At 64.6% G+C, this 13,303-nt stretch carries 11 protein-coding genes; 3 read left to right on the top strand and 8 right to left on the bottom strand.

All coding sequences use genetic code 11. From position 1 onward, the window contains the following. Together ACLFLU_RS33060 and ACLFLU_RS33065 are read left to right on the top strand one after the other, a co-directional pair. On the top strand, positions 1–969 hold the full coding sequence (locus tag ACLFLU_RS33060) for a LysR family transcriptional regulator (RefSeq protein WP_426408898.1): 969 nt from the start codon (positions 1–3) through the stop codon (positions 967–969). 58 nt (positions 970–1,027) lie between these two features. Next, positions 1,028–1,927, top strand: a complete 900-nt coding sequence (locus ACLFLU_RS33065) for a LysR substrate-binding domain-containing protein (protein ID WP_334527960.1) — start codon at positions 1,028–1,030, stop codon at positions 1,925–1,927. An 80-nt stretch (positions 1,928–2,007) separates the two neighbouring features. Here ACLFLU_RS33065 and ACLFLU_RS33070 read toward each other — a convergent pair whose 3' ends face one another. The 8 genes from ACLFLU_RS33070 to ACLFLU_RS33105 all read right to left on the bottom strand — a co-directional run bounded on the left by ACLFLU_RS33070 (position 2,008) and on the right by ACLFLU_RS33105 (position 11,566). Next, on the bottom strand, positions 2,008–3,471 hold the full coding sequence (locus ACLFLU_RS33070) for an amidase (RefSeq protein ID WP_426408899.1): 1,464 nt from the start codon (positions 3,469–3,471) through the stop codon (positions 2,008–2,010). A 16-nt stretch (positions 3,472–3,487) separates the two neighbouring features. Continuing rightward, positions 3,488–4,285, bottom strand: a complete 798-nt coding sequence (locus tag ACLFLU_RS33075; RefSeq protein ID WP_426408900.1) for an FAD binding domain-containing protein — start codon at positions 4,283–4,285, stop codon at positions 3,488–3,490. 11 nt (positions 4,286–4,296) lie between these two features. After that, positions 4,297–6,684: a xanthine dehydrogenase family protein molybdopterin-binding subunit gene (locus ACLFLU_RS33080; RefSeq protein WP_426408901.1), complete on the bottom strand. Its 2,388-nt coding sequence runs from the start codon at positions 6,682–6,684 to the stop codon at positions 4,297–4,299. 2 nt (positions 6,685–6,686) lie between these two features. Further along, complete coding sequence (locus ACLFLU_RS33085) at positions 6,687–7,178, bottom strand: (2Fe-2S)-binding protein (protein WP_426408902.1); 492 nt, start codon at positions 7,176–7,178, stop codon at positions 6,687–6,689. Between the two features lie 19 nt (positions 7,179–7,197). Beyond that, positions 7,198–8,304, bottom strand: a complete 1,107-nt coding sequence (locus tag ACLFLU_RS33090) for an ABC transporter ATP-binding protein (RefSeq protein WP_426408903.1) — start codon at positions 8,302–8,304, stop codon at positions 7,198–7,200. Positions 8,305–8,317: 13 nt separating this feature from the next. After that, on the bottom strand, positions 8,318–9,223 hold the full coding sequence (locus tag ACLFLU_RS33095; RefSeq protein WP_426408904.1) for an ABC transporter permease: 906 nt from the start codon (positions 9,221–9,223) through the stop codon (positions 8,318–8,320). After that, a complete protein-coding gene (locus tag ACLFLU_RS33100; RefSeq protein WP_426408905.1) occupies positions 9,220–10,122 on the bottom strand; it encodes an ABC transporter permease in 903 nt (300 codons plus the stop codon). Before ACLFLU_RS33100 ends, ACLFLU_RS33095 begins: the two co-directional genes overlap by 4 nt. Before the next feature lie 82 nt (positions 10,123–10,204). Continuing rightward, positions 10,205–11,566: an ABC transporter substrate-binding protein gene (locus ACLFLU_RS33105; protein ID WP_426408906.1), complete on the bottom strand. Its 1,362-nt coding sequence runs from the start codon at positions 11,564–11,566 to the stop codon at positions 10,205–10,207. A gap of 302 nt (positions 11,567–11,868) precedes the next feature. Between ACLFLU_RS33105 and ACLFLU_RS33110 the strand changes: the two genes are divergently transcribed. Continuing rightward, a complete protein-coding gene (locus ACLFLU_RS33110) occupies positions 11,869–13,302 on the top strand; it encodes a hypothetical protein (RefSeq protein WP_426408907.1) in 1,434 nt (477 codons plus the stop codon). Position 13,303 lies beyond the last annotated feature (1 nt).

Genomic DNA, 13,303 nt, shown 5'->3' on the forward strand with positions numbered 1-13,303 from the left:
ATGGACCTGGTCTGGCTGGAGGACTTCCTTGCCATCGCCGAGGAGGGCGGGTTCTCCCGCGCCGCCGAGCGACGGCACGTCACCCAGCCGGCGCTGAGCCGCCGCATCAAGTCGCTCGAGGACTGGCTGGGCACGCAACTGTTCGAACGCTCGACCCACACCATCACCCTGACCGCCGCCGGCGAGAGCTTTCGTCCCGTCGCCGAGGACGTGCTGCGCCGGGTGCTGGTCGGCCGCGAGGAGGCGCTCGAAGTCGCGCGGCTGAAGGCTGAGACCATCACCTTCGTCGCAACGCATTCGCTGTCGCAGACCTTCTTTCCGGAATGGATCCGTAACTCCGATGGCGCGCGCGACGGCTCCGCGGTCCAGCTCGTCGCCTCGAATTTCGCCGGCTGCGAGAAGCTGCTGCTCGACGCGCAGGCGCACTTCATGCTGGCGCACTATCATCCGTCGCTGGTGAGCCGTCTCGACATGGACCGCTTCCAGCGCATCGATCTCGCGACCGACGTGCTGATCCCGATCAGCGGGCCGGCGGCAAAGTCGGGTCGCAGCGGACGCCGCGGCAAGAGCGCGCAGCCGCGCTACGCCCTGCCCGGCGCATCCGGCGCGCCGCTACCCTATCTCTCCTATCACCCGGGCTCGGGCGTGGGACGGCTTGTCACGTCGTTCCTGGCGGCGAAGGATCCGACGGCCTGGCTCGTTCCGGGCTTTGCCGCTCCCGTCATGCTGCTGATCGACATGGCGCGGGAAGGACGCGGCGTGACGTGGGCGCCAATGAGCCTCGTCCGGGCCGATCTCGACAATGGCCGCCTGCTGCGGGCGGGCGGCGGAGAATGGAACATTCCGATCAATGTCTCGCTGTTCCGCACCCGCGCCCGCATGACCCGGGCGGCCGAGAGTTTCTGGAATTCGGTGCGCAAGGGCCGGCCGGGCTTGAAATCCGCCGCATCTGCGTCTCGGGCCAAGTGAGCCTTAGAGTGAGCCGTAGCATGGAACTTGCATAAATTCTGGGCGACATGGACGCCGCATGAACCTCATCAGTCTCGACATCCGCATGCTCAGGTCGCTGATCTCGGTGGTCGAGACCGGCAGCATCACCGAGACCGCGCGACGGCTGGGCCGCACCCAGCCGGCGATCACGCTCCAGCTGCAGCGGCTGGAGGAGCTCACGGGCAAGCAGCTGTTCGAGCATGGCGGCCGCAGGCTGATCCTGACCGACGACGGCACCACCGTCCTCACGTACGCGAAGTCCATCCTCAGGCTGCATGACGAGCTGATCTCGCAACTGGCGTCGCAGGAGATCGAGGGCCAGGTCGTGCTCGGCACGCCCGACCTCTATGCGGCGTTCATGCTGCCGCAGATCCTCAGCGTGTTCCGAAAATCGTTTCCGCGCGTGCAAGTCGAGCTCAACTGCGCGCTGTCGACGCCGCTGGTCGGTCTCGTCAAGCGCGGCGATGTCGACATCGCGCTCGTCACCCGCATGAATGATTTCACCGGCGGCCAGGTGGTGCGGCGCGAGCAGCTGGTGTGGATGACCGGCGAGCAATCCGCCGCGCATCAGGAGCGCCCGATCCCGCTCGCGCTGCTGCCGCCGGGCAACATCTATCGCGACTACGCCATCGATACGTTGGAGCGCGCAAGCCTGCGCTGGCGCATCGCCTGCGTCAGCGAGAGCGTCGGCGGCCTGCAAGCCGCGGCCTTTGCCGGCATGGCCGTCACCGTGCTCGGCCGCAGCGCGCTGGTACCGGCGATGCGCGAGATCGGACCGAACGAGGGGCTGCCGCCGCTGCCGAAGATCGAGCTGCTGCTCTACAAATCGAGCGGCGCCACCTCGAAGGCGGCGACCGCGCTGCACGACTATCTCGCGCATTATCTGCGCCTCGACGAAGAGCTCAGCGGCCGCGGCGCGCCGATCGAGCTGGGCTAGGCCGACAAGAGCTCGAAAACAACCCCATGCACAGTAGAATAGCCCTTGTTTGCAAAGGGTTTTTTCGCTCTCTCCTCCGACTAACGTAACGCGACCTGTGGCCAGAACTTGGCCCAGGGCTGCGCCTGCTCGAACGCCGCAGCGATACGGAAGATCTTGGGCTCGTCGAGCCAGGGCGCGACGATCTGAAGCCCGATCGGCATGCCGTCGCGATCAAAACCGCAGGGCAGCGTCGCCGCCGGAAGACCGGCGAGGTTGATCGGCCAAGTGAACGGCGACCAGCCGAGATGCGGATCGACCTGGCTGCCGTCGATCTTGTCGACGCCGATCCGGCCGGCCTCGAATGCGGTCACCGCGACCGTCGGCGTCACCAGCGCATCGACGCGTTCGAACAATTTCAGGAACGCGTTGCGGGTCTGGCCGCGCCGGTAGCTGGCTTCGATATAATCCGTGCCGCTGTAGTGTCGGCCGGCACTGACGACAGCGCGATAGTCGGCCTCGGAACTGACGAGATCGGCCGTGGTCTTGGTCGCAACCGCCGCCGCCTGCTCGGTGAAGGCGATCGGCTTCAGCGTGTGCTCCAGAATGCCGGGATCGAGGCCAGGACCATCCATGGTGACCTGCGCACCGCAGGAATCGAGAATTGCGATCGCCTTGTTGAATGCTGCGCGCACGTCGGGACTGATCGCGGCATAACCGAGATCGGCGCTGGCGCCGATGCGAATACCGTTCAACGGTGCAGCGTTGGTGTCGAAGCGGCGGGACGGCACGGGCAGACTTGCGGCATCGCGGATGTCGTAGCCGGCAATGATCTCCAGCGTGAGCGCGGCATCTGCGACTGTGCGCGTGATCGGGCCGGTATGCGCGAGCGAGGCCCAGGACGGCGGCGAGAAGCCGGGCGAGCGCGGCACCAGCCCAAAGGTCGGCTTCAGCCCGAACACGCCGCAGAACGATGACGGCACACGGATCGAGCCGACGCCGTCGGTGCCGATCGCGATCGGGCCGCAACCGGCGGCGACGCCCGCCGCCGCACCGCCGCTCGACCCGCCGCTGGTGCGGCCGGGATTCCAGGGGTTGCGCGTCGTGCCGGTGACGGGGCTGTCCGCCGTCAGCTTGTAACCGGACTCGCAAGTGGTGGTCTTGCAGGTGACGATGGCCCCGGACGCCTTCAGAGCCGACACCACGGCGGCATCGACGTCGGGCACGAACGCCTTGTTCATCGGCGAGCCGGCATAGGCCGGCACGCCCGCAACGAACACGAGATCCTTGATCGTGACGGGTACGCCGGCGAGCGGACCCTTGGCTTCGCCCGCCCGCATCTCCCTGGTGACGCGGTCGGCCTCTGCCCTCGCCTGCTCATACATCGGCGTCACCACCGCATTGCAGGCTTCATTCGTGGCTTCGAGCGCGGCAATGGTGTCATCGACGACGTCACGTGGAGTGAACGCCTTGCGCCGGTAGCCAGCCACAATCTCGGTTGCAGAAAGCGCGCCAAGGCCAGTCGGCGCCGGCGGGAAGGCCGCTCGGCCGGAACCATCAGTCATCATCAACCCTAAAGAGCTAGCTGAGCGCCGCGTCGACGGCGCGCTTGGCCATCACCGTGACGAGATGCGCACGGTAATCGGCTTCGGCGTGGATATCGGAGGTGAGACCGTCGTTGTCGATCTTGATCGCCGCAATTGCGGAGGGATCAAAACTTCCGGACAGCGCCGCCTCCATCGGCGGCACGCGGAACACGCCGGGGCCCGCGCCGGTTACGGCGACGCGGACACCATCGGCGAATTTCGCGACGAACACGCCGACCAGCGCATAACGCGACGCCGGCGCCTTGAACTTTGCGTAACCTGCCTTGAGCGGTACGGGAAAGCGGATCGCCGTGATGATCTCGCCTGCTTCAAGCGCGGTCTCGAACAGGCCGAGGAAGTACTTGTCGGCCGCGATCTCGCGCGTGCTGGTGACGATGGTAGCGCCGAGACCGAGCACGCCGGCCGGATAATCCGCGGCCGGATCATTGTTCGCGACCGAGCCGCCAATGGTGCCGCGGCTGCGTACGGCGGGATCGCCGATCATCGAAGCCAATGCCGCGAGCCCGGGGATTTTTGCCTGCACGAGCTTCGAGGCCGCCACCACGGCATGCGGCGTCATCGCGCCGATGGTGATGGTGGCGCCGTCGTCGGTGATGCCCTTGAGAGATCCGAGCTTCGACAGATCGACCAGCGCCACCGGGCTCGCGAGCCGCTGCTTCAGCGTCGGGATCAGCGTCATGCCGCCGGCGACGAGCTTGCTGTCCTCGATCGAGGTCAGGAGCTTGGCCGCATCCGGGATCTGGTCGGGTTGGTGATAGGCAAATGGTTTCATTGTTGTCCTCCCTATTCCGCGGCAACCGGCAGCGACGCGTTTTGCAGCAGGCGCCAGATCCGGTTCGGCGTCGCCGGCATGTCGACATGTGTGACGCCGAGATGCGACAGCGCATCGACCACAGCGTTGATGACGGCGGCCGGCGAGCCGATGGTGCCGACCTCGCCGCAGCCCTTCACGCCCATCGGGGTGTGGGTGCAGAGCGTGGAATGAGTTGCAACCTTCATCATCGGCATGTGATCGGCACGCGGCATGCAGTAATCCATCAGCGAACCCGAGAGGAGCTGACCCGAGCCTTCGTCATAGACGGCGTTCTCGAACAGCGCCTGGCCGACGCCCTGCACGATGCCGCCGTGCAACTGGCCTTCGACGATCATCGGATTGATGACCGTGCCGACGTCGTCGACCGCGGTGTAATTGACGAGCGTCACCGTGCCTGTCTCCGGATCGACCTCCACCTCGGCGATGTGGCAGCCGCCGGGATAGGTGAAGTTGACGGGGTCGTAATAGGCCTGCTCTTCCAGCCCTGGCTCCAGCACTTCGAGCGGATAATTATGCGGCACGTAAGCAGCGCCCGCGATCTCCTCGAACGACTTGATGCGGTCCGTGCCCGCGACCGAAAAGTTTCCGGCTTCGAACTGGATGTCGACTTCGGCGGCCTCGAGCAGGTGCGCCGCGATCTTCTTGCCCTTGGCGATCACCTTGTCCGTTGCCTTCGACAGCGCGGCACCGCCAACCACCAGCGAGCGGGAGCCATAGGTGCCCATGCCGAACTGCACGCGGTCGGTATCGCCGAACACGATATCGACATTCTCAAAAGACACGCCGAGCTTCTCCGAGACAATCTGTGCGAAGGTCGTCTCATGGCCCTGGCCGTGATTGTGCGTGCCGATCATGACCGTGACCTGGCCGGTCGGATGCACACGCACCGTGGCACTTTCGTAGAGGCCGCCGCGCGCGCCCAGCCGTCCCGCGAAGCGCGACGGCGCAAGGCCGCAAGCCTCGACATAGGTGGAATAGCCGAGCCCGCGGAATTTACCCTTGCTGGCCGAAGCCGCCTTGCGGATGCCGAAGCCTTTCACGTCGGCCGCGACCAGCGCGCCGTCGAGGCAGCCCGTGGGATCGCCGGAATCGTACTGCACGAGCACCGGCGTCTGATAGGGATAGGCCTCCTTCGGGATCATGTTGCGGCGGCGAATCTCGACACGGTCGATGCCCATCTCGCTGGCCGCGACGTCGACGATGCGCTCCAGCACGAAGGTCGCTTCGGGGCGGCCCGCGCCGCGATAGGCGTCGACCGGCACGGTGTTGGTAAAGACCACCTTCACGTTGCAGTAGATCGCGGGCGTGGTGTAGACGCCGCCGAGGAGCGGACCATAGAGATTGGTCGGGATGTTCGGTCCGAAGGTTGAGAGATAGCCGCCCATATTGGCGAGCGTGTTGACGCGGAACGCCAGGAACTTGCCGTGTTCATCGAGCGCAAGCTCAGCTTCGGTGACGTGATCGCGGCCGTGGCGATCGGAAACATAACCCTCCGAGCGGCTCGCGACCCATTTAATCGGCCGCTTCACCCGCTTGGCAGCCCAGGTGATCACGGCTTCTTCGCCGTAGTGAAACTGCTTGACGCCGAAGCCACCGCCGACATCGGGCGCGACAACGCGCAGCTTGTGCTGCGGGATGTTCAGCACCAGCGCACCCATCAGGAAGCGCACGACATGCGGGAACTGGCTGGTGGTCCACAGCGTGAAGCGATCCGTGCCCGGCTCGTATTCGGCGATCGCCGCGCGCGGCTCCATCGGGTTGCCGATCAGGCGGTTGTTGACGAGGCTGAGCTTTGCGACATGCGCGGCCTTGCGGAATGCGGTTTCGACCGCAGCCTTGTCACCGAGCTCCCAGTCGCAGCAAATGTTGTTTGGGACGTCGTCGAACAATTGCGGCGCGCCGGGCCTGACGGCTTCGAGCACGCCGACCACGGAGGGCAGCACCTCGTAGTCGATCGTCAGCAGCTCAGCCGCAGCATTGGCCTGCTGCGGTGTCTCGGCGATAACGAAAGCCACCATGTCGCCGACGAAGCGCACCTTGCCCTGCGCGAGCGTCGGGAATGGCGGCTCTTTCATCGGGACGCCCTTGGCGTCCGAGATACCCCAGCCGCAGGGCAGCGAGCCCAGCTTGTCGGCCGCAACATCCTCGCCGGTCAGAACCGCGATGACTCCGGGCGATGCCAGCGCCGCAGCCTTGTCGATGCCGCGCAGGATCGCATGTCCGTGCGGCGAGCGCACGAACACGCCCGCGGTCATGCCCGCGCGCTTGATGTCGGAGACGTAATTGCCGCGGCCGGTGAGGAAGCGCTGGTCTTCCTTCCGCTTCGGTGAGGCGCCGATGCCGATCACATTGCTCATGGTCACTCTCCTTTGGCGGCGTTCATGGCGGCAGCGCCGGCCATCACGGAAACCACGATGTTCTGGTAGCCGGTGCAGCGGCAGATATTGCCTTCGAGGCCGTGGCGGACCTCGGCTTCGGTCAGATCCGGCTTCCCGGCGGCGAGCGCGACCGCGGTCATCAGCATGCCCGGCGTGCAGAAGCCGCATTGCAGGCCGTGATGCTCGCGAAACGCCTCCTGCATCGGATGCATCTGGTTCGAGCCGGGCGCACCTTGAAGGCCTTCGATGGTGAGCAGTGTCGCGCCGTCGAGCGCCGGCGCCAGCAGCGTACAGCTCTTCACGGGCAGACCGTTGAGATGCACCACGCAGGCGCCGCATTGGCTGGTGTCGCAACCGATATGGGTACCCGTGAGGTTGAGCTGTTCGCGCAGGAGCTCGGCGACGAGCGTCGCTGGTTCGACGTCGACGGTGGTGGGCCGGCCGTTGAGTGTGAAGGATATCTGCAAGGTCATACTCCTGCGCGACGGGGCTTTAGGCGAGTGGAAGCGCGCTGCCGGTGGCCCATGTGGCCATGACGACATCGCCGACGGTGAAGGGATCTGCAAAGAAGGTCTTTTCCGGCACGTAGGCGACGAACTCGTCGTCCGGCACGGTGTCGAGCATGACCTTGACGAAATAGCCCTGGTATTCGATCGCGAGCACCCGGCTCGGCAGCGAATTGGTATAGCCGGGCGGCAAGTCCCTGCCCGGCCTGACCAGCGCGACGTCATCACGGCGCACGGCGATATCGACCTTGTCGCCCACGCTGACGGTCGGGCGCGCCTGAAGCGGCACCTCGATCCCATCAGGCGCGGCCTGCTCCAGCGTAAAGCTTGCACCGTTGACCTTTTCGACGCGACCGGAGAGCACGTTCTGACCGCCCATGAACTCGGCGACATAGCGATCGTGTGGATGGGCGTAGACCTCGCGCGCCGCGCCCGCCTGCTTGATCTTGCCCTGCTCCATCACCACGACGAGATCGGCGAGCGCGATCGCCTCAAGCTGGGTGTGGGTGACGTGGATGAAGGTGATGCCGAGCTCCTGCTGCATCCGCCGCAGCTCCTGACGCATCTGCACGCGAAGCTGCTCGTCGAGCGCGGACAGCGGCTCGTCGAGCAGCAGCACCCGCGGCTCGGTGATCGCGGCGCGCGCCAGCGCGACGCGCTGCTGCTGGCCGCCGGAGAGCTGCGCCGGCAAGCGGTCGGCAAACTGCGTCAGCCGTACCTTCTCGATCATGGTGTCGGCGGCGCGCAGGCGGTCGGTTTTGGACTGGCCTCGCACGCGCAAGGCAAAGGCGATGTTCTCGCGGACCGTCAGGTGCGGGAACAGCGCGTAGGACTGGAACATCATCGCGGTGCGCCGCTGCACCGGGGCGAGGCCGACGACGTTCTGGCCGCCGATCACGATCTCGCCCGCGGTCGGATCTTCGTGGCCGGCGATCATGCGGAGGATCGTGGTCTTGCCACAGCCGGACGGGCCGATGAAGCAGCAATAGGCGCCGTCTGCGATCCTAAGATTGACGCCGTCGACCACATTGGTGACGCCGTCAAAGCTCTTGCAGACGCCTGCCAGTTCGATATCGCCGCGATCGTTTTTCATTCCTAACCCTTGCTCAACCCTTTGCGCTGCTGCCGCGCTTTTTCTGGATCAGCACGATGGTGCCGAGGCTTGCACCGATGACGACGAAGGAAACGATGGTGGTCACCGTGCCGAGCGCATAAAGCGACGGCGAGGTGACGTTCAGCGTCATGCTCCAGATTTCCAATGGCAGCGTGTTCAGCGAGCCCGCGGTCTGGAGGCTGCGTGCGAATTCGTCGTAAGAGAGCGTGAAGCCGAACAGCGCGACCGCGACGAGGCCGGGTGCGAGCACCGGGATCATCACCAGCCGGATCGACTGCCAGCGGCTGGCGCCGAGATCGTAGGCCGCCTCCTCCCAGACATGGTTGAAGCGCGACATCACCGCGAACATCACGAGCACGCCGAACGGCAGCGTCCACGACAGCTGCGCGCCGAGTGCAGACGTGTACCAGCTCGCATTCAGGCCCAGCGCCTGGAACAGAAGACCCGTGCCGAGGCCGAGCACGAGCCCGGGGGCCACCAGGCTGCCGATCATCATATAGAAAACGAAGGTGTCGCCACGAAAGCGCTTGCGGAAGCCGAGACCGGCGAGGAACGAGACCACCACCGTGATGATGGTGACGATGATTGCGAGCTTGATCGAGCGATCGAACGAGCCCTTGACGTCACCGGTGCGCACCTGGGTGAAGAGATCGACGAACCAGTGCAGCGAATGTCCCTTCATTGGGAACACCAGGCCGCCGCGAATGTCCTGGAACGACAGGATGTAGATGCAGAACATCGGGCCATAGAGCGCGATGACGTAGAGGCCGAACAGCGCGGCCAGCACGTAGAAGGTCCAGGGCCGGCCGCCCTTGCTCGGCGCGATCGCCTTGGTCGTCGCGGGCGCGACAGTCTTGGACGTATCAGTCTTGGGCATATCGGCGAGAACCGCGCTCATCGCGTGATCTCCTGCCGGATGTCGACGGTGCGCAGGATCAGCGAGACGATCGCGACCAGCACCAGCGTCAACAGCACCGCGCTCGCGGCCGCAGTCGGATATTGCAGCACGCCGACGTCCTCATAGAACGCACTGACCACGGAGGCCGAGCCGCCGCCGGACATCACCTTGACCACGAAGAAGTCGCCCATCACGATCGAGACCACGAAGATGGTGCCGAGCGCGATGCCGCTCTTGGACATCGGCACGACGATCAGGCGCATGATGTCGAAGCGGCTGGCGCCGGCGTCGATCGCGGCCTCGATCAGCTTCTTGTCGATCCGGGCCATGGAATTGAAGATCGGCACGATCATGAAGATCGTGAGCTGGTGGACATAGGCGATGACCACCGCGAGGTCGGAGAACAGCAGCACTTCCAGCGGCTGATGGATCAGGCCCATCGCCAGCAGCGCCTGGTTGATCAGGCCTTCCTTGCCGAGCAGGGGGATCCAGGAAATCATCCGGATGATGTTCGAGGTCCAGAACGGCACGGTGCAGAGCAGGAACAGGCCGATCGCCAGCAGCTGGTTGCGGACGTGAAACACCAGGAAATAGGCGACGAAGAAGCCGATGATCAGCGTGAAGACCCAGGTCAGCACGGTGAATTTGATGGTCGCCAGATATAGTTTCAGCGTCAGCGCCGAATGCAGCACCTCGATGTAGCTTGCGAGCGTGAAGCCCGGCGTCAGCCCGCCAAAGCCGTCGGTGGCGAAGAAACTTGCGGCCAGCACGACCAGGATCGGCGCCACGAAGAACGGCACGAGCACGAGGACCAGCGGCGAGACATAGAGCCAGCCGGCGAGATTGGAGCGTGAAGGACTTAGATTTGGACTTGGATTTGGACTTGGACTGGGCTGCATATCAGCAATTGCCTCGAAGTCGGTCTTGTCGCACCGGCGCGTGACGGCGCCGGTGCTTCGCTTAGGTCAGGGAAAGCAGGTTTCAGGCCACCTTGAAGTCGTTCCAGCGCTTGTTCATGTAGGCCGCCTCGTCCATCAGCGTGTTCCAGCACGAGATGTTCTTGACGCGATCAAGGAACGAACCGCCGTCACGCTTGGTGCCGGCCTTCTCCATCGCCACGCCGTAGGGATCGTTGATGACTTCCGGCGCCGGCTTGCCGTCGTACCAGAAGTCCCATTCGGCAGCGGTCAGGAACTTCTTCGCCGTCGACGGCACCGGGCTGTAATAGCCGTAGCGGCCGACGAAGCCGCCCTGCCAACCCGACAGATACCAGTTGAGATATTCGTAGGCGGCATCCAGCTTCTTGCCGGAGAGATGCTTCATCAGGCCCATGCCGTTGCACCAGCCGCGATAGCCTTCCTTGCCGTTCTTGACGTTGACCGGCGCGTAGACGCAGGGAATCTCCTTGACGCGGACCGCGGCAACCGCCGGCGACCACATCGACTGGATCACCACTTCACCCGCCGCCATCAGCTGCACCGACTGGTCGAAGGTGGTCCAGGTCGCGCGGAACTGGCCCTGCTTCTTCAGCTCGATCAGCTTGTTGCAGGTGAAGTCGATCTCCTCCTTGGTCATGTTGCCCTTGTTGCCGTACTTGATCAGCCCTGCACTTTCGAAGCAGAGCGCGGCATCCATGATGCCGATCGCGGGCACGTCGAGGATGGCGGCCTTGCCCTTGAACTTGGGATCGATCAGATCCTTCCACTCGGTCACTTCGTGGCCAACGAGGTCCGGGCGATAGCCAATGGAGTCGGCGTTGTAGACCTGCGGCAGGAAGGTCGCCCATTCGGTGACGCCGTCGTTCAGATCGGTTGAATCGGGCTTCGCGATGTACATCGCCTCATAGGGCGAGATGCCCTGGCGCGGGATCTTGTGGCCGTCGATCTCGCCCTTGGTGAAGATCGGCAGGATGTTGTCGAACTCCTTGATCTTCTTGACCTCGATGCCCTGGATGACGCTGCGCTTGGCGGCGAGCTTGGCCTGCCAGCCCTCGAGATCGGCGATATCGACCGTATTAGGCTGGCTTATGAAGCGGTTGATGGCGGCGGAGGTGTCGAGGTTCTGCATCGTCACCTTGAAGCCGAGATCCTTGGCGGCCTGGTCGCCGATCGCCTTCACCACCGAATAGGAGACGCCGACATGGCGCAGCTCGATGTCCTTGATCTCCTGCGCCCAGATGGTCGGGAATCCCCGGATCGCGTCCGACCCGACGGCCGCGCCTGCAACGGCGGCTGCCCCCTTCAACAATGTGCGCCGGCTCAGCTTTTTCGTCGACTTGACGTCCTTTTTGGCCTCCGTTCCCGCCGGATCGGAAGTGAACGTCCCCTTGGTCTCATCAGACATGGCAACCCTCATTGGTTACGATGAACGCTCGCACCGATCGCCATTGATCGGCTGCTTATGTGATCATTGCGCGTGAGGCTAGGGGCGGGATCTTGCGAAGTAAAATTGGAAGTAAAAATTCGCCGTATAAACGCGGCTAATGGATCAGGCTGCTGCATTTGGTTTTGGCAGCGCGCATAAGAAGGCGTCAGGACGTGCATACAAGGCGATGGCTTCGATCGCACGGGCTCATTCGCGCAGCAGGTGCGGCGACATTTGCGCTGCTCGCTGCCGCAAGGTTGTGCGCGGCACACGCCGGCGATGTGTCCATTGCGCCAGAAAAACTGAAGGCGATCGGCACGGTCGATGCGCGCTTTCAATCCTACAATATCGAGATGGTGGAGGTGACCGGCGGGCAGTTCTGGAAGCCATATCCGCGAATGATGCGCGCATTCGATGAGCGGGATCGTTACAGCGCGAGACCGCCGATCGATCTTGCCAATGCACGGCTGCGCAAGCTCGCTGCCGCGCTGGCGCCGGCCTATCTGCGCGTGAGCGGCACATGGGCCAATGCAACGTTCTTTGCCGACACGGATGATGCGCCGGGCGAGCCGCCACCGGGGTTCAGCTCCGTCCTGGGCCGCCAACAGTGGCGTGGCGTGATCGATTTCGCGCGCGCAGTCGACGCGGAGATCGTCACCTCCTTCGCGATCAGTCCGGGCAGCCGCGATGCCGACGGCACCTGGAAGACCGATCAGGCGCAGCGCCTGATTGATGCGACGCGTTCGCTGGATGGCCACATCGCGGCAGCGGAATTCATGAACGAGCCGACACTCGCCGCGGCGAACGGTGCACCGCCTGGATATGATGCGAAGGCCTATGGCCGCGACTTCAGGATTTTTCGCGAATGGTTGCGACGCGCGGCACCTGAGACGTTGATCGTCGGGCCGGGTTCAATCGGCGACGCGCCGTCGCCATCCGGGTCGGGCATCGCCACGCGCGATCTGCTCGCCGCATCCGGCCCAGGTGTCGATCGCTTCTCCTATCATCACTACAACACGCTCTCGCCGCGCTGCGGCGGCCGTGATGATCCGGCGCAGGCGCTCTCCGAGCAGTGGCTGGCGCGCACTGACGCGACACTCGCGATCTACAGCGCGTTGCGCGACGCATTCGAGCCGGGCAAACCGATCTGGCTGACGGAGACAGCGGACGCGGCTTGCGGCGGCAACCGCTGGGACAAGACGTTTCTCGACACCTTCCGCTATCTCGACCAGCATGGTCGGCTGGCAAGAGCCGGCGTCCAGGTGGTGATGCACAACACGCTGGCCGCCAGCGACTACGGCCTGCTTGACGAAGGGACGTTCCGACCGCGGCCGAACTACTGGGCTGCGCTGCTCTGGCACCGGCTGATGGGCACGATCGTGCTCGACACGAACTCGGTCGCCGCGCCGGATCTCCATCTCTATGCGCATTGCCACCCGGGCATGCGGGGCATGGTGTCCGTGCTCGCGATCAACGCGTCCCGGCATGCATCATCTGCCCTGACGCTCTCGCTCCCCGCCGAGCGTTACACGTTGCATGCGACGCGCCTGCAGAGCGCGACCGTGCAGCTGAACGGCACGACGCTGGCACTGAGTGCCGATGACGAACTGCCCCGGCTTGCGCCGCACGCAGCAGCCGCGGGCCCGATACGGCTTGCGCCGGCGAGCATCACCTTCCTGGTATTTCCAGCAGCCGCGAATCCTGCCTGCAGTTAGC

The organism is Bradyrhizobium ganzhouense, assembly GCF_049949285.1.
Classification (GTDB): Bacteria; Pseudomonadota; Alphaproteobacteria; order Rhizobiales; family Xanthobacteraceae; genus Bradyrhizobium; species Bradyrhizobium ganzhouense.